At 67.6% G+C, this 25,885-nt stretch carries 28 protein-coding genes; 21 read left to right on the forward strand and 7 right to left on the reverse strand.

The features are described from left to right. Positions 1–2: 2 nt before the first annotated feature. From groES to MARKY_RS03660, 3 genes are all read right to left on the reverse strand, one after another. A complete protein-coding gene (groES, locus tag MARKY_RS03650) occupies positions 3–311 on the reverse strand; it encodes a co-chaperone GroES (protein ID WP_013703520.1) in 309 nt (102 codons plus the stop codon). A 124-nt stretch (positions 312–435) separates the two neighbouring features. After that, positions 436–1,227: a TrmH family RNA methyltransferase gene (locus MARKY_RS03655; RefSeq protein ID WP_013703521.1), complete on the reverse strand. Its 792-nt coding sequence runs from the start codon at positions 1,225–1,227 to the stop codon at positions 436–438. Positions 1,228–1,235: 8 nt separating this feature from the next. After that, positions 1,236–3,443, reverse strand: a complete 2,208-nt coding sequence (locus MARKY_RS03660; RefSeq protein WP_245526791.1) for a Lon protease family protein — start codon at positions 3,441–3,443, stop codon at positions 1,236–1,238. Between the two features lie 194 nt (positions 3,444–3,637). Between MARKY_RS03660 and MARKY_RS03665 the strand changes: the two genes are divergently transcribed. Beyond that, on the forward strand, positions 3,638–4,327 hold the full coding sequence (locus MARKY_RS03665; protein ID WP_013703523.1) for a SagB/ThcOx family dehydrogenase: 690 nt from the start codon (positions 3,638–3,640) through the stop codon (positions 4,325–4,327). Next, positions 4,327–4,722: a gamma-glutamylcyclotransferase family protein gene (locus MARKY_RS03670; RefSeq protein WP_013703524.1), complete on the forward strand. Its 396-nt coding sequence runs from the start codon at positions 4,327–4,329 to the stop codon at positions 4,720–4,722. Before MARKY_RS03665 ends, MARKY_RS03670 begins: the two co-directional genes overlap by 1 nt. Before the next feature lie 5 nt (positions 4,723–4,727). Here MARKY_RS03670 and MARKY_RS03675 read toward each other — a convergent pair whose 3' ends face one another. Both MARKY_RS03675 and MARKY_RS03680 read right to left on the reverse strand, forming a co-directional pair. After that, entirely contained in the window at positions 4,728–5,333 is a 606-nt protein-coding gene (locus MARKY_RS03675) for a Rad52/Rad22 family DNA repair protein (RefSeq protein WP_013703525.1), read from the reverse strand. Next, positions 5,320–5,607 (reverse strand): hypothetical protein, encoded by a 288-nt coding sequence (locus tag MARKY_RS03680; RefSeq protein ID WP_013703526.1) that lies wholly within the window; start codon positions 5,605–5,607, stop codon positions 5,320–5,322. The genes MARKY_RS03675 and MARKY_RS03680 overlap by 14 nt, the downstream gene beginning before the upstream one ends. A gap of 123 nt (positions 5,608–5,730) precedes the next feature. Between MARKY_RS03680 and MARKY_RS03685 the strand changes: the two genes are divergently transcribed. From MARKY_RS03685 to MARKY_RS03770, 18 genes are all read left to right on the forward strand, one after another. Then, positions 5,731–6,123 (forward strand): helix-turn-helix domain-containing protein, encoded by a 393-nt coding sequence (locus MARKY_RS03685; RefSeq protein ID WP_013703527.1) that lies wholly within the window; start codon positions 5,731–5,733, stop codon positions 6,121–6,123. Positions 6,124–6,138: 15 nt separating this feature from the next. Then, positions 6,139–6,855, forward strand: coding sequence for an ImmA/IrrE family metallo-endopeptidase (locus MARKY_RS03690; RefSeq protein ID WP_013703528.1), 717 nt, complete (start codon positions 6,139–6,141; stop codon positions 6,853–6,855). Further along, positions 6,856–7,686, forward strand: a complete 831-nt coding sequence (locus MARKY_RS03695) for a CDP-alcohol phosphatidyltransferase family protein (RefSeq protein WP_013703529.1) — start codon at positions 6,856–6,858, stop codon at positions 7,684–7,686. It begins immediately after the preceding gene. Next, a complete protein-coding gene (locus MARKY_RS03700) occupies positions 7,641–8,072 on the forward strand; it encodes an NUDIX domain-containing protein (RefSeq protein WP_013703530.1) in 432 nt (143 codons plus the stop codon). The genes MARKY_RS03695 and MARKY_RS03700 overlap by 46 nt, the downstream gene beginning before the upstream one ends. Then, the gene (gene tmpR / locus MARKY_RS03705; RefSeq protein ID WP_013703531.1) at positions 8,065–8,778 is read left to right on the forward strand and encodes a bifunctional dihydropteridine reductase/dihydrofolate reductase TmpR; all 714 of its coding nucleotides are present in this window, start codon (positions 8,065–8,067) and stop codon (positions 8,776–8,778) included. Before MARKY_RS03700 ends, tmpR begins: the two co-directional genes overlap by 8 nt. A 17-nt stretch (positions 8,779–8,795) precedes the next feature. Further along, positions 8,796–9,407, forward strand: a complete 612-nt coding sequence (folE, locus tag MARKY_RS03710; protein WP_013703532.1) for a GTP cyclohydrolase I FolE — start codon at positions 8,796–8,798, stop codon at positions 9,405–9,407. Positions 9,408–9,441: 34 nt separating this feature from the next. Continuing rightward, a complete protein-coding gene (locus MARKY_RS03715; protein ID WP_013703533.1) occupies positions 9,442–10,503 on the forward strand; it encodes a mannose-1-phosphate guanylyltransferase in 1,062 nt (353 codons plus the stop codon). A 251-nt stretch (positions 10,504–10,754) separates the two neighbouring features. Continuing rightward, positions 10,755–11,708: a glycosyltransferase family 2 protein gene (locus tag MARKY_RS03720; RefSeq protein WP_148230398.1), complete on the forward strand. Its 954-nt coding sequence runs from the start codon at positions 10,755–10,757 to the stop codon at positions 11,706–11,708. 30 nt (positions 11,709–11,738) lie between these two features. Then, positions 11,739–12,776 carry a glycosyltransferase family 2 protein gene (locus MARKY_RS03725; RefSeq protein ID WP_013703535.1) on the forward strand — a complete coding sequence of 346 codons (1,038 nt, stop codon included), beginning with the start codon at positions 11,739–11,741 and terminating at the stop codon, positions 12,774–12,776. Then, positions 12,773–13,900 (forward strand): glycosyltransferase family 4 protein, encoded by a 1,128-nt coding sequence (locus tag MARKY_RS03730; RefSeq protein WP_013703536.1) that lies wholly within the window; start codon positions 12,773–12,775, stop codon positions 13,898–13,900. The genes MARKY_RS03725 and MARKY_RS03730 overlap by 4 nt, the downstream gene beginning before the upstream one ends. Next, complete coding sequence (locus tag MARKY_RS03735; protein ID WP_013703537.1) at positions 13,897–14,400, forward strand: hypothetical protein; 504 nt, start codon at positions 13,897–13,899, stop codon at positions 14,398–14,400. The genes MARKY_RS03730 and MARKY_RS03735 overlap by 4 nt, the downstream gene beginning before the upstream one ends. After that, positions 14,397–15,659 (forward strand): hypothetical protein, encoded by a 1,263-nt coding sequence (locus MARKY_RS03740; RefSeq protein ID WP_013703538.1) that lies wholly within the window; start codon positions 14,397–14,399, stop codon positions 15,657–15,659. The genes MARKY_RS03735 and MARKY_RS03740 overlap by 4 nt, the downstream gene beginning before the upstream one ends. Further along, positions 15,656–16,723: a glycosyltransferase family 2 protein gene (locus MARKY_RS11380; protein WP_013703539.1), complete on the forward strand. Its 1,068-nt coding sequence runs from the start codon at positions 15,656–15,658 to the stop codon at positions 16,721–16,723. The genes MARKY_RS03740 and MARKY_RS11380 overlap by 4 nt, the downstream gene beginning before the upstream one ends. 157 nt (positions 16,724–16,880) lie before the next feature. Next, a complete protein-coding gene (rfbF, locus tag MARKY_RS03750; protein WP_013703540.1) occupies positions 16,881–17,648 on the forward strand; it encodes a glucose-1-phosphate cytidylyltransferase in 768 nt (255 codons plus the stop codon). Between the two features lie 7 nt (positions 17,649–17,655). After that, on the forward strand, positions 17,656–18,711 hold the full coding sequence (locus MARKY_RS03755; RefSeq protein WP_013703541.1) for an NAD-dependent epimerase/dehydratase family protein: 1,056 nt from the start codon (positions 17,656–17,658) through the stop codon (positions 18,709–18,711). Continuing rightward, complete coding sequence (locus MARKY_RS03760) at positions 18,708–19,937, forward strand: class I SAM-dependent methyltransferase (protein ID WP_013703542.1); 1,230 nt, start codon at positions 18,708–18,710, stop codon at positions 19,935–19,937. The genes MARKY_RS03755 and MARKY_RS03760 overlap by 4 nt, the downstream gene beginning before the upstream one ends. A gap of 7 nt (positions 19,938–19,944) precedes the next feature. Continuing rightward, positions 19,945–21,132, forward strand: a complete 1,188-nt coding sequence (locus tag MARKY_RS03765) for a class I SAM-dependent methyltransferase (protein ID WP_013703543.1) — start codon at positions 19,945–19,947, stop codon at positions 21,130–21,132. After that, a complete protein-coding gene (locus tag MARKY_RS03770) occupies positions 21,129–22,268 on the forward strand; it encodes a class I SAM-dependent methyltransferase (RefSeq protein ID WP_013703544.1) in 1,140 nt (379 codons plus the stop codon). Before MARKY_RS03765 ends, MARKY_RS03770 begins: the two co-directional genes overlap by 4 nt. A 3-nt stretch (positions 22,269–22,271) precedes the next feature. Here MARKY_RS03770 and MARKY_RS03775 read toward each other — a convergent pair whose 3' ends face one another. Beyond that, a complete protein-coding gene (locus MARKY_RS03775; protein ID WP_013703545.1) occupies positions 22,272–23,444 on the reverse strand; it encodes an FG-GAP repeat domain-containing protein in 1,173 nt (390 codons plus the stop codon). Positions 23,445–23,678: 234 nt separating this feature from the next. Between MARKY_RS03775 and MARKY_RS11385 the strand changes: the two genes are divergently transcribed. Then, on the forward strand, positions 23,679–24,692 hold the full coding sequence (locus tag MARKY_RS11385) for a glycosyltransferase family 2 protein (protein ID WP_013703546.1): 1,014 nt from the start codon (positions 23,679–23,681) through the stop codon (positions 24,690–24,692). Here MARKY_RS11385 and MARKY_RS03785 read toward each other — a convergent pair. Then, positions 24,684–25,880 (reverse strand): FG-GAP repeat domain-containing protein, encoded by a 1,197-nt coding sequence (locus MARKY_RS03785; protein ID WP_013703547.1) that lies wholly within the window; start codon positions 25,878–25,880, stop codon positions 24,684–24,686. The two genes, MARKY_RS11385 and MARKY_RS03785, sit on opposite strands and share 9 nt — an antisense overlap. Between the last annotated feature and the right edge of the window lie 5 nt (positions 25,881–25,885).

The raw sequence follows: 25,885 nt of genomic DNA on the forward strand, positions 1-25,885 counted from the left end.
CCTTACTTCTGCACGACCGCGAGCAGGTCACGCTCGGACAGAATGACGTACTCGTTGCCCTCGATCTCGACCTCGGTGCCGCCGTACTTCGCGAAGACGACGATGTCGCCCTCCTTCACCTCGAGGGGCACGCGCTCGCCGTTGTCCAGAAGGCGGCCCGAACCCACCGCGATGACCTTACCCTTTTGGGGTTTTTCCTTCGCGGTGTCCGGCAACACGATGCCGCCTTTGGTGGTGACTTCTTCTTCGATGGGCTCGACGACGACCCGGTCGCCCAAGGGCTTCAGGACCACTTTAACCTCCGCTGCCATGTGCTTCACCCCCTTTTGACACTCGGTGATTATGAGTGTCAATCCAGGAGCCATTATTGAACCGCAACCCCCTTTTGTCAAGGGGGTTCTGTGAAGCTGCGAACAAGATATGAGTATAAGTAATTCAAGTTTTGGATCGTTGCCGCAAGGCCTCGTACAACAAGAGCGCCGCCGAAACCGAGACGTTCAGGCTGTCCGCCCGCCCGCACATCGGGATCCGCACCCGCACGTCCGCGGCCTCGAGCCACTCCGGGGGCAGCCCCGCGTGCTCCGGTCCCACCGCGATGGCCACCGCCCCCGTGAGGTCCACCTCCCAGTAGCTCGTCTCGGCGTGCGGGCTCGCCGCGACCAGCCGCCGCCCACGCGCCCGCACCCAGTCCAGCGCCGCCTCCGAGGAGGCCGCCGCCGTGGGCAGGGTGAACACGACCCCGGTGCTCGAGCGGATCACGTTCGGGTTCATGAGGTCCACACCGCCTACGGCCACCACCGCCCCGGCCCCGGCCGCGTCCGCGGAGCGCAGGATCGCCCCCAGGTTCCCGGGCTTTTCCGGGTTCACCGCGACCAACACAGGCGCGTGGGGTGGAGGGTCGAGTGCCTCCAAACGCGGAAAGGAAGGACGCGCGACCAGCACGAGCCCGCCGGGATTCTCCCGGTAACTGACGCGCCGCATCGGCTCCTCGGCAACCTCAAGGACCGGCACGCCTCGAGCGGTCAGCCCCTCCAGCAGCGTTCGTTCCTCCGGCCCAAGCCCCTCCGGCCAAACCACCGCGAGTTCCACCGGCACCCCGGCGGCGACGGCCCTTTGCGCTTCGCGCGGCCCCTCCACGAGGCAGCGCCCTTCCCGCTCGCGGTGGCGGCGCTCCTTGAGCCGAGCGAGCGCCTTGATGCGGGGGTTTTGTGGACTGGTGACGCGCATGCAGCCCCCTACGTATCAGAGGAGCGCGACTCCTCCGAACCGTTCTCCAGGGCATGAAACCGCTCGAGCACGGCGCGCACCTGCTCGTGAAACCCCCGGTACCCTGTGGGGCGCAGCCCGCTCAACAACTCGATCGCCTCATCCACGTGCGCGACCGCGTACAGGTGGAACCGCCCCTCACGCACGGCCTCGAGGACCTCGCGCTCCAGGGTCAGGTTCTGGGCGTTGGCCTTGGGGAAGACCACCCCTTGTCGCCCTGAAAGCCCTTGCACGCGGCAGGCGTGAAAGAACCCCTCGATCTTGCGGGCCACGCTACCCACCGGAAGGACCCGGCCGTACTGGTCCACCGCACCGGTGACGGCGAGGTCCTGACGCAAGGGCACCTGCCCGATCGCGGAGAGCACTGCGAGCAGCTCCGCGAGCCCCGCGGAGTCCCCCTCGATCTCATCGTACTGCTGCTCGAAGACCAGGCTGATCGTCGCGGAGATCGCGCCGACCTCCGCGTATTGGCCCCGGAGGTACCCGGCGAGCGTCAGGACCGCCTTGTTAAAGACCGGACCGGAGAGGTTGGTTTCGCGCTCAATGCTCACCACCCCGTCCCGCCCCGGGGCCGCGCGGGCGGTGATGCGCACCGGCCGTCCGTACTCACCGTGAAACCCTTCGATCACCACCAGGCCGTTCACCTGGCCCACGCGAGTCCCTTCGGTCTCAATGAGCCACGTTCCTTGCTTCAGCCCGTCGAAGTAAAACCGTTCGGCGAGGTCCACCCGCGCATGGCGCGCCTGAATCGCAGCCTCCACTGCCGCTCGGTCCACCGTACCGTCGGCGAGGGCCGCTGCCTCGCGCGCCAGGGCCAGCAGCTCGTTCACGCGGGCATCCGTCTTATCGATGCGTTCCACCCAGCGCTTGCCCTCGTCCACCAGCCGCGCTACCGCTCCCAGGGTGAAGGGCTTCAACCCCCGCTCGGCGAGCAGGCCCGCCACGGCCCGCACGGTCTCTTCGTTAGCATCCAGGTACGGATCGAACTCCACCCGAAAGCGAAACAACTCCCGGAACTCCTCGTCTAAGGACTCCAACAGATCGAAGACGTGCACCGGCCCCACCAAGAACACCTGCACCCGAACCGGGAGCGGCTCCGGGTCCAAGCCCAGCGTCCGCACCCGTTCCTCCTCGCCGGGTTCCTCGATCGCCACCTGGCCGTTCTTCAAGGCGCGTTTCAAGGCATCCCAACTGTGCGGGTGTTTCAGCACCTCGGCCGCTTCGAGGACCAGAAACCCGCCGTTCGCCCGATGCAGTGCCCCGGGCCGGATGAGGCCGGCGTGTGTGGTCAGCACGCCCTCCTCGACGGTGTGCTCGATGCGTCCCACGAGCCGCGAGAGCGTCGGAACCGGTTCGAACACCACCGGTGCCCCGCCGCCCGGCCGGTGGTGGATGAGGAGGTTGGGTTTGACAGCCTCCCAGGACTCCGGTAGGCGGTCCTCCACCACGGCCCGCACCATCAAGGCATACAGGTGGTCCAGGTACCGCTCGGCCGCGGGGTAACGGGCAGTGAGGGCGCGGCGCTTGGGCTCCAGGTACCGCTCGGCCCACCGTCGGCGCAGCTCGTCCACTGCGCGTTCGGCCTGATTGGCGAGGTCCAGGTACGCGAGTACCGTCTCCTCGAGGCGGGCCTCGAGCTCAGGCAGCGCGGACTCATCCTGTCCTTCCAAACGGAAGCCGTCCTCGGTGCGGTGCAGCGTGAACCCGTGGGTCGCAGCTTCCTGTTCCAGTTCGAGGAGCAGGGCTTCCTGACGCGCGCGGTACTGCCCTTCGATCCGGCGCTTCTCCTCGAGGAAGGCCGCCTCACGGAATAGGGTTTGTAAGGGCTCCGCCTCGCACAAGAACGCTTCGACCTCCCGTACGAACCGGGGGCCTTCCCCGTTGGGCAGGACGAGCCCCATTACCTCCCGTTCGCTGACCGGAAGGTACAGCAGGTCCGGCGGGGTGGGTCGAGTTGCCGCGACGGGACCCAGGTACGCGAGCAGGGTTTCCTTCTTTTGCGTGCCGCTGGGGCCGGTCAGGTACGCGTGGGTTTCGGCCTTGAGGGCGTGCTCGAGCGCAGCTTTGGCCTTGGTTTGGCCGTAAAACGCCGGGGGGGGTGGCAGGTCTTCGTTGGTGCGCTCCGGCTCCTGTACCGGCGTTTCGTAGATCAGCTCATCGTACGTGATCCGTCGCATCCCCATTACTGTACTGGAGGCAGGGGATGGGTGCGGTATGCTAGAGCATCAAGGGGGTCAGTCAAGATGTCGGAGCAGGTGAAGCGCCCGGTCAGGTTTCTTGTGAGGGCAAAGGCACCGGAAGGACTTGGGTTGATGGCGCGCGTGGCGGTACGCCCCCTAGGGGGAGCGGTGCCGCAGCATTGGTGCGGCTAATGGGGGAGCACGCCGGTAAAGCCTTCTACCGTGCGACGCGGCTCAGGCCGGGGGATGAGTTGCCGCGCCGGAAGCTGCCCACGGCCAAGGTGTACGCCACTCCCATTGAGACGGTCGTCCTACCGCCGCCTCGCTCAGAAGGGGGGGCGCCGGTGTGGCGGGTGCTGCGCCGGGTGCGGCCGGACCCTCCGGTCTCGGGGATGACGCTGACGCTTGCGGACCTCTCGCAGGTCTTGTCCCCGCTGGCCGCGAGAAAGGAGGGACGGGGGTACCCGTCGGCGGGCGGGGCGTACCCGCTCGAGGTGTACGTGGCGGCGCAACGCTTGCAGGACACCTTCGCGGGCACGTACCACTACGCGGTGAAGAACCACCAGCTCGAGCAGACCGCGCTGGGGTTTGACGCGGGCGCCTGGCGGGAGGCGCTGCTCGGTATGGAGCTCGTGGAGGCGGCCAGCGTTCTGGTGGTGTTTACCGCGGTGCCGGAGCGAAGCGAGGCGGTGTACGGCCTCAGGGGGTACCGCTACGCGTTGATCGAGGCGGGGTACGCGGTGGGCGCGGTCATGATGGCCGCGACGGCCTTGGGGCTTGCCGCGTACCCTGCGGAAACCTTTTATGACGAGCAGGTAAGCCGGTTGCTGGCCTTGCCGGAAGGGGAGCATCCGGTAGTGGTGCTATTGTTGGGGCGGTGATGGAGCCGGTCGGGGTTTTCGTTTACGGCACACTGCGGGTGGGGGAGCGCAACTTTCCCGTAGCCCGGCAGGCCGGTTGGGTGGCTTCGGAACCCGCCGTATTGGAGGGATTCGTTCTATACGACCTGCCCTACGGGTACCCGGCGATCGTGCGGGGTGCGGGGCGGGTGTACGGCGAGGTGCAGTACTACCGGGACCTCGCGCGTGCCCTCGAACGCCTCGACGTACTCGAGGATGTGGGTGCCGAGTACCTCCGCGTTCGGGTTGAGGTGCAGGTCCGGGGGGAGCGCGTGGGGGCGTGGGCCTACGTGTACCCCAACCTGGAGGCGGTGCGCGCGGCGGGCGGACGCCGAGTGCCCTCCGGTCGCTGGACGGGGGGGCTCGAGGCCCAATAACGCTCTCAAGAGGTGGTCTGAAGATCGCGGTAGGCCTGGCGCAGCTCGCGGTAGAGCTGGCGCTTTTCTGAGGCACTGAGCGCGGAGAGGGTGCGGCCTTTGAGGGCGTGACGGAGGACGGCCTCACCGCCGGGCAGTTTCCGGATCTCGCGGATCAGGGCCTGAAGGGCCACCTCACCGGCGGGTTCTACCCCGGTCTCGAGGCTGGGTTCTTCGAGGAGGCGTTTGCGCTCGGGATCGTAATCCACCCAGACCGGTGGGGTGCGGTACAGGTACCGCGCGATGCCGAACTTGACCGCGGCGCGCTTGAAGGCGTCCGAGACCGCGGCCTTGATGCTGCCACCCTCCCCGGCCTCCCCTACGTCTTCCTTAGCGACGCCAAGCACCACGAGGCGGCACTTGGCCAGGCCGCGGGCGTAGTCCACCTCGTAGCTGTCCTGCCAGCCCTCAGGCCCGACGACCTCGTCCAGGCGCTCCATCACGGCGCGTGCGTCGATATAGGGGACCACGAGGGCGCGTGTGCCGTCCTTGCTGGTGGCCTGGACCTTCCACTGCACCTCTTCCGGAGGGAAGGGGGCGGCAAGGCGTTTGATCGCTTCAGTAAGCGACACGGCGTACCTCCTTGCTCAGGGGAGGTGGGGTTTTCGGCGAGGGGTAGGCCGCGCTCCGGTAAACCCGGAGGGCCTCGAGCCACCGTGCCAGGAGCCGGGTGGAGGGGTGAGGGCGGTGCTGCAGGCGGTGAAGGGCCGTTTCGAGGGCCTCTTCAAGGGCGTGGAGGCCTTCGAGGCCTGCGCGGTTATCCACCTCGATGAACAGGTTGAGCGCCTCATTGGGGTGGACCCGTCCGTGTTTGAGGCGGTGCGCGATGCGCAGTAGTTCGTTCATCGTCTATTTTCCTCCTTCAATTACGATATTAACATATTCATATGTGCTTGGCAATACCTAAGCGTGTGGTTACGCGTTGACCATAAGAGCGTTCTTGCGTACACTCGAAACAAGGAGGAAGCAATGACCCTAGCGGAACGCCTGCGCGAGCTTCGAAAGGACCGGGGGTGGCGGCTGAAGGACCTCAGTCAGGCCTCCGGCCTGTCCATCCCGTACCTGTCGGATCTCGAGCGGGGGCGCACCAACCCCAGCCTCGAGACCCTGCAGACCCTGAGCCGCGCCTACGGCATCAGCGTCCACGACCTCCTGGCTCCGGTGGACTTCTACGGCGAGCGCACCCAAGCGGCCCTGCCTCGAGGGCTCGCGGAGCTCGTGGAGGACCCCGTGCTGGGCGCGGACCTGACGCCCGAGTGGGTGGAGACCCTTTCCCGCATCGAGCTGCGCGGAAAGCGCCCCCAGAGCAAGCGGGACTGGTACGAGATCTTCCTGCACCTCCGGCGGGTGCTGGAGGGGTAGCCGTAGAATAAAAGCGTGCACGACACGTACCGAGACCGGGTGCGCGCCTTAGCGCGAGCCTTTCGGGAGGCGCACTGGCCGCTCACCCCGCAGCGCATGGCCAGGGGCATCGGGTACACCCTGGCCTACACGGACCTCGGCGGGCCCGATGGGATGCTGGACCCGGTTGGAAAACGCGTCCTCATCGCCGCCGGGCAAAGCCCCAGACGCCAACGCTTCACCCTTGCGCACGAGGTGATCCACCACCTGATCCAGCACGATGACGAGCTGCTCTCGGACCTGCACGACGCCTTCGAAGGTCCGGCCTTCGAGGAGGCCCTCGAGGCGCTCTGTAACTTGGGCGCGGCCGAGATGCTCCTCCCGAGCCGGGCGGTCGTGGAGGCCGTGGCCCAGCACGGGTATCGGCCCCGCCTCATCCCCGAGCTCGCAGAACGCTACGGCGTTTCGGAGGAGGTCGCGGCCATCGCTCTGGCCGAACACGGTCCCGGCCCGGCCCTCGCCCTCATCGCTGGGGGACGGCCCCTCCGGGTCTTGTTCAGCGCGCGTGGGAAAGGCATGCGCGCCCGCCTCCCCAAAGCGCGGGGCATCGCCGCAGACCACCCCCTGACCGTCGCGCGCGAGACCGGCCTGCCCTTCCGGGGGAAAGCCCCCCTCCCCGGAGGGCGCACGCCCCTATACCTGTGGGCCCAACCCCTCCACGGAAAGGTGTACGCCCTCTACTGGGTAGCGTAGATGCGCCCCCTCTATCGCGCCACACTCAAACCCCGTCCCGCCACCGAGTGGTTGAACCACCTCATCTACCGACCCCTCGCGCACCTCGTCGTGCTGGCGCTTTGGCCGACCCGGGTACGACCAGAAGCCCTAGTCCTCATCCATACCGGAATCGGCCTCCTCGCCGCCTGGCTCGTGGCCCGCGGGCCGGCGGGGGACGTGCCGGCGGCCCTGTTGCTCCAGCTCAAGACCGTACTGGACAACGCCGACGGCCAGCTCGCCCGCGCCAAGGGATGGACCAGCGAGCTCGGACGCTACCTGGACACCCTCGGGGATTTCACGGTGAACGTCGCGCTGTTCGCCGCTTTGGCGGCCCGGACCGGCGCCTGGGTGGAGGCCATGGGGGCGCTGGCGATCCTGACCCTCCTCCTCTCCTGGGACTACAACCTCGAGCGCCTCTACCGCGCCGCCCGGGGTGAGGCCTTTCGGCCGCCATTCGCGGAGGCAAGTGGCGGCCCTTGGCTGCGCGGCTTGCAGAGGGCGTACCGCCTCCTTTTTGCTCCGCAGGATGCCTGGGTCGAACGCCTGGAGCGCGCGGCATTCGCTTGGGGATCGCGCGGCGCGCCGCCCATGGCGCGGGCCGCGCTCGCCCAGCTCTGGTGGAGCCCCACCACCCTCACCCTGGCCGCCAACCTGGGCCTCACCACCCAGCTCGCTATAGCCGGTGTCTTCCTTGCGTTGCATCAGCCTAGGGCGTACCTTACCTTTGTGCTGTTGGAGGCGGGCTATCTTGGACTGGTGTACGTATGGCGGATATGGCGGCTCAAGAACGCTACCCTATCCCTACGGTAGGCGCGCTCGTACAGGGCCCGAGCGGCCGGATCCTCCTGGTGCGTACCACCAAGTGGCGTGGGACGTGGGGGGTGCCGGGCGGTAAGGTGCGTTGGGGCGAATCGCTCGAGGCCGCTCTGCGCCGCGAGGTGCGGGAGGAGGTGGGGCTCGAGCTCACCCGCATCCGCTGGGCCTTGGTGCAGGAGGCGGTGAACGACCCGGCCTTCTACCGGAGCGCGCACTTCATTTTGCTGAACTACTTCGCGGAAACGGACCGCGAGGCGGTGCGGCCGAACGAGGAGATCGCCGAGTGGGCCTGGGTCGTGCCGGAGTCGGCGTTGGACTACCCCTTGAACCGCTACACCCGCGTTCTCATCGAGCGCTACCTGGAGGAACGAGATGGGTAAAGTCGCGTTGGTTACGGGCTCCGCGAAGGGCATCGGGCGGGCGGTCCTCCTCGCCCTCGCGCGAGCGGGGTACGACGTCGTGGTGCATTACCGCAGCAGCCGCGAGGCAGCCGAGGCGGTGCGGCGGGAGGCGGAAGGGTACGGGGTGCGAGCCGTCGCGCTGGCTGCCGACATCACCCGCCCCGAAGCGGCCCGCGGCCTGGTGGAGGAGAGCGTGCGGGCTTTGGGAGGGCTGCACGTTCTGGTCAACAACGTGGGCAACTACCTGTACAAGCCGATCGAGGCTACGACGGTGGAGGAGTGGCACGAGATGCTCGACTCCAACCTCAACGCCACCTTCTACGTGACCCAGGCCGCGCTGCCCCATCTGATTGGGGCCGGGTGGGGCCGAATCGTGAATATCGGGTACGCCGGGGCGCACAACCTGTTGGGGCGCACGCACATCACGCCGTACGTGATCGCGAAGACCGGGGTGATCCTCTACACCAAGGCCCTGGCCAAACGCCTTGCGGGCCGTGGCGTTACCGCGAACGTGGTCGCCCCGGGGGTAGCGGAGAACTCGGTGACCCAGCCTGTGGAGGAGATCCCCATGGGGCGCGTAGCGGCGCTGGACGAGGTGGCGCGCGCGGTGCTGTTCTTCGTGGATGAGGCCTCCGGGTACCTCACAGGGCAGGTGCTCGAGGTCGCGGGGGGTTGGAACCTCTGACCGGATAAGGAGAAGGTATGGAGCGTAAGCGGATCGAGCTTGAGGATACCGGGCTTTCCTTCGAGACCGAGATGGACTTGGAGCGCTTGCGCGTGCTGGCGCGGGAATGGATCGAGCTAATCGGTGAGGACCCGGAGCGGGAGGGGCTTGAGCGAACCCCGGAACGCGTCGCGAAGGCTTGGGCCTACCTCACCCGCGGGTACCGGCAGACCCTCGAGGAGGTCGTCAACGGCGCGGTCTTCGCCGCGGAAGGTTCGGAGATGGTGGTGGTTAAGGGCATCGAGTTCTACTCCTTGTGCGAGCACCACCTCCTGCCCTTTTACGGAAAGGTGCACGTGGGGTACATCCCGAACGGGAAGATCCTGGGGCTATCCAAGTTCGCTCGCATCACCGAGATGTACGCCCGACGCCTCCAGGTGCAGGAACGCCTCGCCCTCCAGATCGCGCAGGCCATTGAGGCAGTCCTCAAGCCTCAGGGAGTCGGCGTGGTGGTGGAGGGGGTGCACCTGTGCATGATGATGCGCGGGGTGGAGAAGCAGCACTCCGCAACCACGACGAGCGCCATGCTAGGGGTATTTCGGGAGAACGCCAAGACGCGGGAAGAGTTCCTCAGCCTGGTGCGTACGTGAGCGGCGCGCCCCACGAGGAGCGTATAATTCAGTCATGAAGAACCGCTTCGTGCCCATCATCCTCGCGGGCGGCCGCGGCGAGCGCTTCTGGCCGCTCTCGCGCCGGGATCGACCCAAGCAGTTTCTGCGGATCCTTCCGGGTGGGCAAAGCCTCCTCGAGGCGACCGCGGAGCGCTTACTGCCGCTGGCGGGGGGATGGGACGGGCTTTGGGTCGTGACCTCGGAGGACCTGCGAGAAGGCATTCACGAGCACCTACCGCACCTGCCCACTGCGAACCTCCTGGTCGAACCGGAAGGGCGCGACACGGCCCCGGCCGTGGCTTGGGCTGCCCTCGAGGTCGCCCGGCGCTGGGGAGAGGATGCGGTACTGGCCTTCTTCCCCGCGGATCACTGGATCGGGGACGTCGCGGCCTTCCACCGTACGCTTCAAGCGGGGGTGCGCCTCGCTACTCGACGGGACGGGATCGTTACCCTAGGCGTCGAGCCGACCCATCCCGCCACGGGGTACGGGTACATCGAGCGAGGGGAGCCCGTGGGCAGCTACCAGGGGTTCGCTGCTTACCGGGTGGCGCGCTTCACGGAAAAGCCCGATCCCGAAACGGCTCGAGCCTACCTGGAGACCGGGCGGTACGCTTGGAACAGCGGGATCTTCATCTTCCGAGCGGGGGTGATTCTGCAAGAGTTTCGGGCGCACGCCCCGGAGATCTTGGAACCCCTGGAGCGCCTCGGCCAGGACGCGTACCCCACGCTGCCCAGGAAGAGCGTGGATTACGCGGTGATGGAGCATACCCGCGCGGCCTACGTGATCCCCGCCCGGTTCGGTTGGGATGACCTGGGGGACTGGACGGCTTTGGAGCGGTTGCTGCAGGGGGAACACCCCGGCACGCGCCTGGCCCGGCACATCGGGTTGGATACGGAAGGTGCGTTCGTTTACGCGACGCGTGAGGACGAACTCATCGTCACGATCGGGTTGGAGAACGTGGTGATCGTGCGGGATGGTAAGATCACCCTCGTCGTTCGCAAGGACCAGGTGCAAAAGATCAAGAAGGTCCTAAAGTCTATTAAGGACGATCCAGAGCTGCGAGAACTCCTGTAATCCGCGCTGTTCAGGCCGGGGGCGTGGGCTGTTAACGCCCCCGTTACGCGTACGTTTCTGGATCGATAGCTGCTCCGGGGGGAGGGTAACGGAGGAGAGGAGGGTAGCTCAGGCGCCCACCAAACCGAATAACGGGGGGTTCACGCGCCGTTCGGTAGCGTTAGCGTACGGCGATAGCTGGGTTCGCCCGAGCGAACGGAGGGGTGGGCGGAATGGAAGTCAGCCGAAGCACGGCGCGGGTTCCCCAGAAAATGCGTATCGATTCAGGGCGTTCCGGCGAGAAGGCCAACGTCGTCGCGGTGATCCCCGCATATAACGAGGAACGCTTCATCGCCAGCGTGGTCATCAAGACGCGGGGGTACGCCTCCCACGTGATCGTGGTGGACGACGGCTCCACCGATCGGACCGCTGAACTCGCCGAGGTTTCCGGAGCGCGCGTGGTGCGCTTGGAAAAAAATCAGGGAAAGGCTGCGGCCTTGAACGCGGGATTCAAGGCCGCGCTCCAACTCAAGCCGGACGCGGTGGTGTGCCTGGATGGCGACGCTCAGCACGAACCGGCGGAGATTCCCGAGCTGGTCCGGCCGATCCTTGCCCAGGAGGCGGACGTGGTCGTGGGTTCGCGCTTCCTCGAAAAGCGCAGCCCGATCCCCGGATGGCGGCAGCTCGGGCAGCACACCCTGACCGCCGTGACCAACCTAACGAGCGGCGTCAAGATCAGCGACAGCCAAAGCGGGTACCGCGCCTTCTCCCCCAAGGCCGTGCGCACCCTTCGTTTCCGCAGCAGCGGGCTTTCCGTGGAGTCGGAGATGCAGTTTTTGTTCAGCCAGGCGGGCCTCAAAGTCAAGGAGGTCCCGATCAGCGTCTCCTACGCGGACGGAAGCAAACGCAACCCCGTCGTGCAGGGCCTACAGATCCTCGACGCGATCCTCAGCCTCGTGGCTCGCCGACGCCCCCTTCTCTTCTTCTCCCTACCTGGCCTCTTCCTCGGCGTGATCGGGGTGCTGCTCGGAATTCGCGTCGCGCTCCACATGCAAGCCACCGGGGAGCTCCTCATGGGCACGGCGATCCTAACCACCCTGGCGCTCACGGGCGGCCTGCTCCTAGGCGTTGCTGGGGTGATGCTCCACAGCATTCAGCACATGATCCGACGGATCCAGGAAGAGATCCGCGACGCGATGGCCTTACGGCGGGAAGACACCCCGTGACTCCACGCTGGTAAAGGAGGCGTTAGCACGTTGCGGCCGTACCTCAGCGTTGTCATCGTTTCATACCGAAGCCGAGAGCACCTCGAGCACAGCCTGCCGGCCCTGTACGCGCAGGGCGTACCCTCGCTCGAGGTGGTGCTGGTGGATAACTGTCCCGGCGATGGAACGGCCGATTGGGTGCAAGCCCACTACCCGGAGGTACGGGTGGTTCCGAGCCCCACCAACACCGGATACGCGGGAGGGAACAACCTGGGCTTCCAGCACGCGCAGGGCCGGTTCGTGCTGGTGATGAACCCTGACGTGCGGTTGCACCCGGGCGCGCTCGAGGTGCTGCTCCGTGCGGCCCAGACGCACCCCCGGGCCCTCATCACCCCTAAGCTGCTCAACCCTGACGGCACCGTGAACGCCTGCGGCAACCAGATGCACTACACCGGCATCACCACCTGCCGCGGCCTGGGGGACCCCCCGCAGCGCTACCGCGGCCTGCACGCGGTTCCCCTGATCTCTGGCGCGGCCTTCATCGCCTCCCGGGAGGTCTTCGAGGCCCTGAGCGGGTTCGACGCGGCGTACTTCATGTACCTGGAGGACACCGACCTTTCTCTCCGAGCGCGGCTTTTGGGCTTTGAGGTGTTGTGCGCGGCGGACGCGGTCGCCACGCACGCGTACACCCTCGGCATGACCCCGCAGAAGTTCTACTACCTCGAGCGCAACCGGTTAGTAACGCTCTTCAAGCTCTTAGAGGCCCGCACCTTGTGGCGCATGCTGCCCGCCTTGCTCCTCACGGAAGCGGCCGTGTGGGCTTTCGCCTTCCTCCGCGGACCGCGCTACCTCGAGGCGCGGCTGCGAGGGTACGCCTGGCTTTGGCGGCACCGGGCCGCGCTACGCGCGAAGCGCCGCGTGATTCAGCGAAGCCGGCGGGTTTCGGACCCGGTCCTGCTCCACGAGGCCCTGATCGCCCTGCCTTTTGATCAGTTGGTGCGCTCCCCGGGGCTGGCCCGCTGGTTGGACCGCCTGACGCGCCCGCTCTACCGCTGGGCGCGCGCCATGCTTCGGGGGGTGCGCGCGTGAGGATCGCGCACGTCACGGCCACCTTCCCCCCGTACTGGGCGGGGACGGGCAACGTGGCCTACCACAACGCCCGCGTCCTCGCGGAGCGCGGCCACGAGGTCACGGTCTTCACCGCCCAGACCTCGCCGAACGGTGCGCTCGCGGCACCGTTTAGCGTCGAGCGCCTCGCGGTCGCCTTCCGCTTGGGTAACGCGCCCTTGACGCCCAGCCTCCTGACGCGCCTGGAGGGGTTTGACCTCATCCACCTGCACTACCCCTACATCTTCGGGGCCGAGATGACCGCGTGGCGGGCCGCGCGCGGCCGGGTGCCGCTGGTGGTCACCTACCACAACCGCCTCGAGGACCCCAGCCCCTTCAAGCGACTGGCGTTCGGAGTGTACAACCGGACGATCGAGGGGTTCGTGCTGCGTGCAGCCGCCCGCGTGCTCGCCGTCTCCCTGGACCACCTCTTCCACGTCCACCCGCGCCTGCGGGGGGCTTCGCACCTGCGCGAGCTACCCAACGGCGTGGACACCCACTTGTTTCGTCCCGTGGACCCAACCCAAGCCCGGGCTGCGCTCGGCCTTTCCCCCGAGGATCGGGTGGTGCTCTTCGTCGGTGCGTTGGATGCCGCGCACCGCTTCAAGAACTTCGAGGGGCTCCTCGAGGCGTTCGCCCGGCTTGCCCTCGAGCGAAAGGTGCTTCTTGTGGTGGGGGATGGTCCGCTCCGGCGGGTGTACGAGGACCAGGCCCGGAGGCTCGGGGTGGCGTCCCGCGTGCGTTTCCTCGGTCCGCGCGCCCCACAGGACCTGCCCCCGATCTACAGCGCCGCCGACGTCACGGTGCTGCCCTCGATCGGGGTGGAGTCCTTCGGGCTCGTGCTGCTGGAGTCGCTGGCGTGCGGCACGCCGGTCATCGCTTCCGCGCTGCCCGGAGTGCGCACCGTCGTCGCGCACGGGAGCGATGGGTACCTGGTGCCGCCCGGGGACGTTCCCGCCCTGGCGCGCGCCCTCGAGGAACTCCTCGCGGACCGCGCGCGCGCCGTGGAGATGGGGTGCCGGGGGCGCGCCCGCGTCGAGCAGCGCTACGCGTGGCCGGCGATCGGAGCGCGGCTCGAGGCCGTGTACCGGGAGGTGCTGGGGTGAAGCTCGAGGTTCGGGTAGTGCCGTTGCCGATCCCCGAGCCGGTCGGGGCCCACGAGCTGGCGTGGTCCTACCTCCTGGACCGGGTGTTTGCCGATGCGTACCACGCCGGGGTGGCGGGCCTCCGGATGACGCTGCCTTCCGAGGCGCTGGTCGCGGAGGCCGAGCTGCGGGCCGAGCTGTCCGGGGAGGGCGGGGAGGGGTGGGGGGTGGCGCTGCTGGGAGGGGGTGACGAGCCGCTCGTGGGCGCGCGGCGGGTGTACGCCCTGGCGTTCAGGGGAGTGGCCGCGCCCCCGGCCGGGACGGGGCGGGGGTGGGTGGAGGAAGCTGCCCTGTACGTGTACACGTGGCGTGCACGCGCGTGGGGTGGCGCCATGCACCTCGCCTCCCTGTTGGGGTGGCCGTCCATAGGCGACTGGGCCTGGCACCGCGTACGCCGGGCGTTCGCCGCGACCCGCCCGACCCTGGCGTACTACCGTTTGTCGATCCGGAGGCCGGCATGATCGCCGCGACGGCACAAACCGCATCCGTGGCGCAAGCGGTCGCGAACCTCGCGGTGTGGCTCGAGACCGTGCGCCAGCCGGGAGGGTACGCGGGGCCGGTCGCGCACTGGTGGCAGAACCGCTACCGGTACACCGGGCCGGGCCTGGACTGGCGTTACGAGGGGTTGCTCGAGGGGTACCGCGTGCTCTACGAGAAGACCGGGGATCCCTGCTGGAGGCAGCGGTTGCAGCGCGCCGCCACCGACTTGATGCAGGGCCAGCGGCCGGACGGCACGTACCGCTCTTCTTGCTTCGAGCTGAACCCGGGCACGATGGGGACCCCGCACGAAGCCGCGGCGACGCTGGGCCTGCTCGGCGCGCTGCGGTACCTGAAGGATCCGGACGCGGCCCTCGCCTGCGCCCGCAGGAACCTGGAGGGGCTGGTCCGGCGGTTGTGGGACCCGAACCGCCAGGGGTTCAACGACCGGCCGGGGGTGTACGGGCGCGTGCCGAACAAGCTCGCGACCCTCGCCCAGGCCTTCCTGCGCTTCGCCGTGGTGAGCGGGGAGGAGGTGTGGCTGGGGTACGCGCGGGCTGCGCTTGAGGACGTGCTGGGCTACCAGGTGCCGCGCGGGCCCCTCAAAGGTGCGATCCATCAGTACGCGCCCCGGCCCGGGCGCGGGGACGGCCGCTTCTTCCCGTACTACAACGCGCGGTGCGTACCCCCCTTGCTCGAGGCCGCACAGGTCTTCGGGGAGGAACGCTACCGGGTGGCGGCCCGCGCGGCGCTCGGTTTCCTCGAGCGCACCCACCGCGCGGGGGGGTGGCCGCAGCTCCTGTACACCCGCGGAGGGGGCGTTGGTCCCCGCTGGGTGGCGGGAGCGGCGGATATCCTGCGCGCGTTTCGCTTGATGGGGCGCCCCCTGCCCAACGGGGCGCTCGAGTGGTTCTTGCAGCGCCAACTCCCCAGCGGGGCGTTCCGCACCGCGGAGGGATTCAGCCCCGGGGGGCGGGCGGACTACCGGGACCTCACGCCCGTGACCGGGTGGAACGACAAGGCCCTGCGCTTTCTCGCCGAACTGCTGCCCAGCGGGGCGCGATTGCCCCAGGCCACGACCCGGACGGTGCGGCTCCCTACGAGGGTGGGGCGGCGTGCGGCCGTGCTCGTGGAGACCCCGGAGGAGGTGCGGATCGTGGGGGCGAAGGGAGTGCACTTATACCACTGGGTTAAGGCTGAGCCTTGGGCTCGAGTCTGCGTGCAGGAGGTGGATTTCCGGTGAACGGGGTGTTCCTCGCGGCGCTCGTGGGGTTGTGGCTCGCGCACGCGTACCGGATCGCCCGGGCGGTCCCAAAGGCCTCTCCCCAGCCGCCTGCGCTTACGCCGCGCGCGCACTGGCCCCGCGTAAGTTTTCTGGTTCCCGCCTGGGACGCGCGCGCCCACATCCCCTACTTCCTCGCTGCCTACCGATCGCTGGCGTACCCCGAAAAGGAGCTGATCCTGTGCGCGGGCGGCCCCGACGGGAGCTACGCGGTGGCCAAGGCCCTGGAAGGCGAGGGGGTCACGGTACTCGAGCAGCACGCGGGGGAGGGGAAGCAACGCGCGCTCGCCCGCTGCTACGCCCGAGCCACGGGAAGCATCCTCTACCTGACCGACATCGACTGCCGTCTTTCGGACGCCGTAGTGGGCGCGGTTCTCGAACCTCTCCTTCGCGGCGAGGCCCCGGCGGCGACCGGGCCCTCCCGTCCCTTGGACGCGCAACTCCAGCATCCTTTCGTGCAGTTGCAATGGGCGGTGGAGCGGATGACCCTGCCGGAGACGACAGGGCCGGTGGCGGGGTTGTTGGGGCGCAACGCCGCCGTGACCCGCGAGGCCCTCGAGGCCGCGGGAGGGTTCATGACGCCGGCCCCTTCAGGCACGGACTATACCCTGGCCAAGGAGCTCCTCCGCGCGGGGAAACGCATCGTGTTCGTGCCGGGCGCGTATATGCCGAGCGAGTACCCCGAGCGCTTGAGCGTGTACGTGCGCAAACAGGCCCGGTGGGTGCGGAACGTGTTCGTGCTGGGATGGCGGTACCGGGCGTGGCTCGAGGTGCGGGCGGTGGCGCGAACCTTGGCGTTGCCGTACGCGCTGCTGGGTGGCGCTGCGCTGGGGGGGATGGGGGTTGAGGTCGGGTGGTGGGGGGTGGTGCTGCTGGGCAGCCACGCGCTGTTAAACCGACTGTACTACCAGCGCCGGGCGGCGCTGGGGTTGGATCTCAGGGTCGCGGCGCTGCATTTCATAGCGGACGTGTGGGCCGCGACCCGGGCGGGATGGCAGGTGCTGCGGGGTCAGTGGACCTGGTGATACGCGTTACTCCTGCGTTGCTTGGCGGTGCCTTGGGCGGTTTGGGGGATCACGATGCGCACAGGACGCCATGCTGCTGGCCGTGCTGCGGGGTAACGGGAAGGTCACGGGGCGCTGGTTAGCCTTAATCCCATAGCGAGAGGAAGGTGAGTCTTCAGTGAAGGTAGCGATTCTAGCCGGAGGGTTCGGTTCACGACTTTCCGAAGAGACCGTGGTTCGGCCCAAGCCCATGGTCGAGATCGGGGGGAAACCGATCCTGTGGCACATCATGCGCTACTACGCCCACTTCGGGTTCAAGGAGTTCGTCATCGCACTGGGGTACAAAGGGGATTACATCAAGAAGTGGATGGCCGACTACTGCGCCTTGAACGGAGACTTAACGGTCGAGCTGGGCAAGGGACGGGTGCACGCGCACGGGGGAGAGGCCGTGGACTGGACGGTGGAGCTGATCGAGACCGGCCTATACACCAACACCGGTGGCCGCATCAAGCGCCTCGCGCCGCACCTGGGAGGCCAGACCTTCATGCTCGCTTGGGGCGACGGGGTCTCCACCGTGGATCTGCGCCGCCTGCTGGATTTTCACCGCTCCCACGGCAAGCTCGCCACCATCGTCGCGGTACACCCCCCGCCCCGGTTCGGACAGCTCAAGATCGAGGAAGGGCACGTGACCGAGTTCACCGAGAAACCCATCGACTCCGGCTGGATCAACGGCGGAATGTTCGTCCTCGAGCCCGGCGTCTTCGAGTACATCGAGGGGGACGACACCCTGTGGGAGAAAGAGCCCCTGGAGCGCCTCGCGGCGGACGGGGAGCTGATGGCCTACCGGCACGAGGGGTTCTGGCAGTGCATGGACACCCTAAGGGACAAGGTGCTGCTCGAGAAGTACTGGGAGAGCGGCAATCCCCCGTGGCGGGTCTGGGAGTGAGCGGGGCATGCGGGTCCTGGTAACCGGGCACCACGGGTATATCGGCAGCGTGCTCGTTCCGATGCTGCAAGCGGCCGGGCACGAGGTGGTGGGGCTGGACGCGTACTACTTCGAGGGGTGCACGCTGGGGGAGGAGCCGCCGGAGGTGCCCGCGCTGCGTCTGGATGTGCGCGACGTTACCCCGGAGCACCTCGAGGGGTTCGACGCGGTCATTCACCTGGCGGCCCTCTCCAACGATCCTTTGGGCGACCTCAGGCCGGAGTGCACCTACCAGGTGAACTACGAGGCGACGGCGCACCTCGCGCGCTGCGCGAAACAGGCAGGGGTGCCGCGCTTTTTGTACTCCTCCTCGTGCAGCCTGTACGGCGCGTCGGACGACGGGTTTTTGACCGAAGAGGCCCCGTTCCGGCCGGTCACGCCTTACGGGCACTCCAAGATCCTGGCCGAGCAGGCCCTCGCCCGCCTCGCGGACGAGACCTTCAGCCCCACCTACCTCCGGAACGCCACGGCCTACGGGGCCTCCCCGCGGCTTCGGGGAGACCTCGTGGTGAACAACCTCGTAGGGTACGCGGTCACCACCGGGGAGGTCCTGATCAAAAGCGACGGGACGCCCTGGCGTCCCCTCGTGCACGTCGAGGACATCGCCCGAGCCTTTCTCGCGGTGCTGCACGCGCCCCGGGAGCGGGTGCACAACGAGGCCTTTAACGTGGGGCGAACCGAGGAGAACTACCAGATCCGGGAGGTGGCCGAGATCGTGCAACAGGCTGTCCCGGGAAGCCGCGTGCGCTTCGCTGAAGGGGCCGGGCCCGACAAGCGGAACTACCGGGTGGATTGCAGCAAGATCCAGCGCGTCCTGCCCGAGTACCGGCCGCAATGGACGGTGGCCGAGGGGGTCGCGCAGCTGCGCGACGCGTACCAGGCCAACCGCCTCACCCTCGAGGTCTTCACCAGCGCGCGGTTTTTGCGCATCAAGCGGGTGCTCGAGCTGCAGCGTGCCGGGCTGCTGGATGCGGATTTGCGCTGGCGTGTGAAAAGCCCGGAAGTGAAGGAGGTCAAACCATGATGCGGATCGAGACGACCTGCCGCGCTTGCGGTGCGGCGGACCCCACGCCCTTTCTTTCCTTAGGGGAGATGCCTCTCGCGGACGGGTTGTTGAAGCCCGAGGATCCGGTGGACGCGGAGGCGTTTTACCCGCTGACCGTGGCGTTCTGCCCGGCCTGCGGGTTGGTGCAGCTCCGGGAGACCGTCTCGCCGGAGGAGCTCTTCTGCCAGGACTACCCGTACTACTCCTCCTTCTCGGACACGCTGCTGGAGCACGCCCGCAAGAACGCGGAGCACCTGATCCAGTCCCGCGAGCTCGGTCCGGAAAGCCTGGTTGTGGAGCTCGCGAGCAACGACGGGTACCTCCTCCAGTACTTTCACAAAGCCGGCATTCCGGTACTGGGGATCGACCCGGCGGAGGGTCCGGCCGCAGCGGCCGAGGCCAAAGGCATCCCCACGCTGCGCGCGTTTTTCGGAAGGGAACTGGCCGAGGAACTGCGTGCGCAGGGCATGCAGGCCGACGTGGTCCTCGCCAACAACGTGCTCGCGCACGTGCCGGATCTCGGAGGGTTCGTGGACGGTATCCGCACCCTCCTCAAGGACGACGGCGTCGCGGTGATCGAGGTGCCGTACGTGCGCGACCTGGTGGAGCGTGGGGAGTTTGACACGATCTATCACGAGCATTTGTGCTACTTCTCGGTTTCCGCTTTGGATCATCTGTTCCGCACGCACGGCCTGTCCCTCAACCACCTCGAGCCCCTCGCCATTCACGGCGGCTCCCTGCGGCTTTATGTCGGGAAGCACCCCGCGCCGAGCGGCGTGGTGGCCCAGTACCTGAGGACGGAGGCCATGCTCGGCATGGATCAGCTCGAGTACTACGCGGGGTTTGCTGAACGGGTCCGCACGGTGAAGCAGGAGCTCCTCGAGCTGGTGTGCGCCTTGAAGAAGGCGGGGCGGCGCATCGCGGCTTACGGCGCGGCCGCGAAAGGCGCGGTACTCCTCAACTACGCGGGGCTCGGCACGGACCTCGTGGAGTTCGTGGTGGACCGGAACGTGCACAAGCAGGGCCGGCGCATGCCGGGAACGCACCAGCCGATCTACGCGCCGGAAAAGCTGTTGGAGGAGATGCCCGACTACACCCTCCTGCTTGCGTGGAACTTCAAGGACGAGATCCTCAAGCAGCAGGAAGCGTACCGGGTGCGCGGCGGGCAGTTCATCATCCCCATTCCGAGTCCTGTGCTCGCCTAGGAGGCGTATGGTGGAACCGTATTGCTACGCGTGTGGGGCCCCAAACCCCCGCGCCTTCTACACCGTGGATGCCGTACCGGTGCATAGCGTGCTGCTCATGCCGAGCCGCGACGAGGCTCTTCGGTACCCCCGCGGTCGGCTCGAGCTGGGCTTCTGCTCGAACTGCGGGTTTATCCAGAACAACGCCTTCGACCCGAGCTTGCACGAGTACTCCACGCGGTACGAGGAGACCCAAGGGTTCTCCCCCACCTTCACCCGGTTTGCCGAGGAGCTGGCCCGGGGCCTGGTGGAGCGGTACGGGATCCGGGGGAAGACCGTGCTGGAGATCGGGTGCGGCAAGGGGGAGTTCCTCAGCCTGCTCGTCGAGCTGGGGGACAACCGCGGGATCGGGATCGACCCGAGCCTCATCCCCGAGCGGCTCCCGGCCTCCGCCCGGGAGCGCATCCTGTCCGTACAGGACTTTTACGAGAACCACGTGGACCTCACGCGCGAGGCCGACGCGGTGATCTGCCGGCACACCCTCGAGCACATCCAGCCGGTGCAGGACTTCATCCAGCTCGTGCGCGAAGGGATCGGGAACCGCCGCGACGTGCTGGTCTGTTTCGAGGTGCCCGACGTGGCGCGTGTCCTCGAGGAAAACGCGTTTTGGGACGTGTACTACGAGCACTGCTCGTACTTCAGCCTGGGCTCCTTGGGGCGGCTTTTCCGCGAGGCGGGGTTCGAGCTGCTCGAGCTCTACCGCGACTACGGCGACCAGTACCTGATCTTGGTGGGCCGCGTCGGCACGAACGGCGAGCGCTTTTCCGGGGAGGAGTCCCCCAAGCGGCTCGAGCGGATGGTCGCCGTCTTCGAGACGCGGGTGCAAGAAGCGATGGATGTTTGGCGGGAACGCTTTGCGGCTTGGCGTGCGGCGGGGAAGCGCGTCGTGCTGTGGGGAGGCGGTTCGAAGGGCGTGGCCTTCCTCACCACGCTGGGGCTAGGGGAGGAGGTGGGGTACGTGGTGGACATCAACCCCTACAAGCAAGGCATGTACATGCCCGGCAGCGGGCACGAGGTGGTGAGCCCCGCCTTTCTCGAGGCCTACCGGCCCGACGTAGTCATCGTGATGAACCCGATCTACACCGAGGAGATTCAGGCTGAGCTCGCACGGTTGGGGCTCGAGCCCGAGCTCGTGCGGGTGGGGGTGCCCGCATGACGGCGCCTTGTCCGGCCTGCCGTGCTGGCGCGCTCGAGGTCTTTTTTGAGGCGCGGGATGTGCCCGTGTACGCCAACGTGCAGTGGCCTACGGCCGAGGCCGCGCGTGCTGCCGCGCGGGGGGACCTTGTGCTGGGGTTTTGCGGGCGTTGCGGGATGATCTACAACCTGGCCTTTGACTCCGCGCGGCTGGAGTACGACGAGGCCTACGAGAACTCCTTGCATTTCTCCCCCACCTTCGCCCGGTTTGCCGAGGAGCTGGCCCGGGGCCTGGTGGAGCGGTACGGGGTCCGGGGGAAGACCGTGCTGGAGATCGGGTGCGGCAAGGGGGAGTTCCTCAGCCGGCTCGTGGAGCTCGGGGACAACCGCGGGATCGGGATCGACCCGAGCTGTCCCGGCGTGGAGGATCCCCGCGTGCGGGTGATCCCGGCGTACTTCAGCGCGGACCGAATCGACGCGACGCCGGACCTCATCGTGCTCAGGCACGTGCTCGAGCACGTGCCCGACCCGCACGCCCTCCTCGCGGAGATGCGCCGCGTGGCCAGGCCGGGCACGGTGGTGTACATCGAGGTGCCCAACGCCCTGTTTACCCTCGAGGACCTCGGCATCTGGGACCTGATCTACGAGCACTGCGCCTACTACACGCCGGTGGCGCTCGAGGGGTTGGTGCGCCGCGCGGGGTTTTCCCCGCGCACGGTGTACGCGCACTACGGAGGGCAGTTCCTCTCGGTGGAGGCGGTGCGGAATGGGGGTGGGGCCAGGTTGGAAGGCGAGGGGGCGGGGTTGGCCCCGTTGGTGCGCGCCTTTGCGGGGCGCTACCGGGAGAAGATCGCCTACTGGCGGGATACCCTGGAGCGTTGGGGTGCGGAAGGGCGTCGGGTGGCGCTTTGGGGAGCGGGGTCAAAGGGGGTGACCTTCCTGAACCTCGTGGGTCGGGAGCGCGTGTGCTGCGCGGTGGACGTAAACCCCCGCAAGCAGGGGAAGTACGTGGCGGGCACGGGTCAGGAGATCGTGCCTCCGGCGCGGCTGGGGGCGCTGGAGGTGGACACGGTGCTGGTGATGAACCCTAACTACCGGTACGAGATCGAGGAGACCCTGGCCGCGCTGGGGGTGCAGGCCCGAACGGTGCTCGTGTAAGGCCTACGGGATGGCGTCGTTGCGCCAAAGGTGGAGGTACTGAGGGGCGTCCCACCCGATGCTGATGATCTCCAGGTCACCGTCCGCGTCGAGATCCGCCACCCGCGCTCCCAGGTGGCTTTCCTTCCCAGCGTCCACCGGGTGCGGAACCCAACGGGTGCCGTGATCCCGGTTCTCCCAGATCACGACCCGGAGCGCACCGCGGTGTTCCGCAGTGATGATGTCAGGGTCCCCGTCCCGGTCCATGTCCGCCACGCTCATGCTGTTCGTGCTGCCCTGCACGGCTACGGTGTGGCGCGGCCAGGGGGCGGTACGGGGATCTGCAGGTTGCTCGAACCAGAAGGTGTACGCGCCCTCGGGCTTGCCGTTCTCCTCGCTGACGATCACGTCGAGCCGGCCGTCCCCGTTCACGTCCGCGACGGCCGCGCGGTCCCCGGGGTTTTCCGTGGTGCCGATCAGGTAGCGCGGCCAGTCCGCGCTTCCATCCCCCGGGTTTTCCCACCAGTGCACCGCGCGCCCCCCTACGGCCGGGCCGAGGGTGGCGATCAGGTCGTCGTCCCCGTCCCCGTCTAGGTCCCCTGCGGCGAGCAGGTCCTCGGCTACCGCCTCTGCGCTGACTCGCACCTTGGGCCAGGTCCCTGCCTCCGGGCGCTCGGGGATGCGGAGGTACCACAGGCCCGCCCCCGTAGTGAAAGCGATTTCCGGAAGGCCGCCGGGCTCGAGTTGCGCCAGGGTGTACCCCTGGCTGTTGATGTGCTCGGTGGGCTCGAGGGTCGCCACCTGCCGCACCGACCAGCGCTCCCCTTGGGCGTCCTCGGGGCGCACCCAGTACACGCCGGGCAGCGCTTGCGCGATCGCGTCGAGCCGGCCGTCCTCATCCACATCCACGAGCAGCATCGCGTCCACGTTCTCCGGAAAGGCGATGCGCGCCCACGGGCCGGTCAGGTCCCCGCCAGGGTTGCGGTACGCGTACCGTCCCGAGACGATGTCCGCGTACCCGTCACCGTTCACGTCGCCCATCGCCAGGCCGAGGTAACGCACGTTCCCCTGGAAGACCTCGCGCGTGCGGTCTACTTGAATGTACGCCCATTGGTCCAGGGGCAGCGGCGCGTGGGTTTGGGCGGCGACGAACCCGATGAGGGTAAGGGCAAGGATTCTTCCTAAGCGTGTGCACACTCGAGTACCTCCGAAGGGGGAGCCTACCTCCATACTAGGCCCCCGTGACTCGGGAAAGGCCGTTAAGCCCGTCGTTAACGCTTGTTACCCTGGGGCCGAGACCCGGCTTTTAAGGGGGAAGGAGGGTAACGCCGCGCAGGCGGGGCGTGTGGGAAGCGGTCCGGCTGGGTAACGTGCGGATCACGCCTTTTGCGATAGCTTGAAGCATCGGTGAGACATGGGGAGGACGTGGGTATGAAGGAGCGGGCGCCTTTGGTGAGTGTGTTGATGGCGACCTACAACTACGGGCGCTTCCTGCCCGAGGCGATTGAAAGCGTCTTGGCCCAGCGGATGGGGGATTTCGAGTTGATCGTCGGGGACAACGCCTCGACCGATCACACCCCGGAGATCCTCCGCGCTTACGCGGGGCGGGATCCTCGAGTCAAGCCGTTTTGTAATCGTGTGAACGTGGGGATCACCGCGAACTTTAACCGTTGCTACCAGCGGGCCTCACCCCACAGCAAGTACTTTCTGCTACTGCCAGCGGACGACCGGCTGACTCCGGACGCGCTCGAGGCGCTCGTGGAGATCGCGGAGCGTCACCCTGAGGTGGCCGTGGTGCACGCGGACGCCTACCGGACCACGTCGAACGGGCGCGTGCTGAATACCTACACCCAGATGGTGCATAGCCCCATAGCGCCGGGGGTGCACCAGGCGGCGCGGGCGTTGTACCGAACCAACTACATCCCCGCCCAGGTTGCGCTGGTGAGCCGGGCGTGGTTCCAGCGGCTTTACCCCGAGCCGTTGCCCCTCGCGGACGATTTGGTGTACGCTTCCGATTACCACTTGTGGCTCCAGATCTTCTCGCGGGGTGGGCGGGGGTACTACCTGCCGCGCCAGCTGGCGTACATCCGTAAGCACGAGCGGGCGCACACGATCGAGGCCAATATCGTGCCGCGCCTTTTGGAGGAGCGGTACATCTTCGAGCATAAGCTCAAGGGGGTGTGCCCGCCCGAGCTCGAGGAGGAACGGGTGCGCGCCATTGCGGTCCGCACCGCGTCTTTGGGCTTCGTACACCTGCGCCGCGGGCAGGTGGAGAGGGCCGGTTTCTGGTTGTCTCAGGCGTTGCGGTACACCACATCCCCGCGCCGGGACCTGACGGTCGCGCGATGGATTGCGGGGTTACCGGCACCCCGGTGGGTGCGGGCGCAGTTATGGCGCCTGGCGGAGGTGGGGGGACGGTTGTGGTCCCGGCGGGCTTCAGCGTGAGGGCAGGCGGTTCAACCAGATGTCCACCCGGGGAGCCTGCCAGTGGAAGGGTTTGATGAGGAGGTCGGGGCGTCCGTCACCGTCGAGGTCCCCGACCTTGGACTCGTGGTTTCCGACGCCTTGGGCGAGCACCACCGGCGTGAAGCTCCCCTGGCCATCCCCGAAGAAGATCCACATGCGCGCGTCTGGGTTGTTGGGAACGGCCGCGCCCAGCGACCACTGCATCATCTCCGCTACGAAGATATCCAGGTTCCCGTCCTCGTCGAAGTCTGCGAGGGCTAGGCTGTGCCCGTGATCCACGGGGGTGTCCAGCAGGTCGTGCCCCACCCACCCCTCCGCGCCTAGGGCGTACCAGCGAATTCGTCCCACCCCGTCCCCCACGAGCATGACCACCTCCGGCGGACCGCCGGGAACCAGCTGGCCCACCGCCGCGCGGCCAAAGACCTGTTCCCGATCGATCAGGTGCGCGCGAAAACGTCCGTTCCCCACGTACTCAAACCAATGCCCGCCGCCCACAAGGTCCAAAACCCCATCCCCGTTAATATCGGCCTGCGCCAAACCCTCGGGGCTCGGGTCGCCCTCCCACCGGAAGATCGCGGTACGGGGCCACTCCCCCTGGCTGGGGTCCGGGGGGATTTCGGCAAGGAACAAGGCTCGGTCCCCTTGGTTCCAGAAGGCGAGCTCGAGCTGGCCATCCCCGTCAAAATCCCCGAAGAGCTGGTCGTGGTGCTTGTTTGCGCCGGAGGCCTTGATGAGGTGCCGGGGCCAGGGAGTGTCGGGAGCGTAGTTCGGGTAGGGGTTCTCCCACCAGTAGACGCGGTTGCCGGTGGCGTCCTCCCCGAGCACAAGATCCAAATCCCCGTCCGCGTCGATGTCAGCGTACGCTCCGCCCGCCTCGATGGGCAGCGCTTCACGCTCGATGAGGTACTGGGTCCAGCTCGAGCCTTCTTGGCGGTACCACACCACGGATGGGGCGTACTTGCGTCCGGCGAGAACGAAGTCGTTGCGCCCGTCATTGTCAATGTCGAAAATTAAGCTGGCCGTTTGTTCCTGCCCTAACCAGGGGGTGGGGAGGTCACCTTGAACGCTCGAGAGCTGGATCCACGGCGTGCTGCTCGAGGCGTGAGTGAAGGCGCCGAGGAGGAGCGCACCCGCTACGGTGAGGCCACGGAGCGTTCGGAAGGGCATACGCT

The organism is Marinithermus hydrothermalis DSM 14884 (genome assembly GCF_000195335.1).
Lineage (GTDB): Bacteria > Deinococcota > Deinococci > Deinococcales > Marinithermaceae > Marinithermus > Marinithermus hydrothermalis.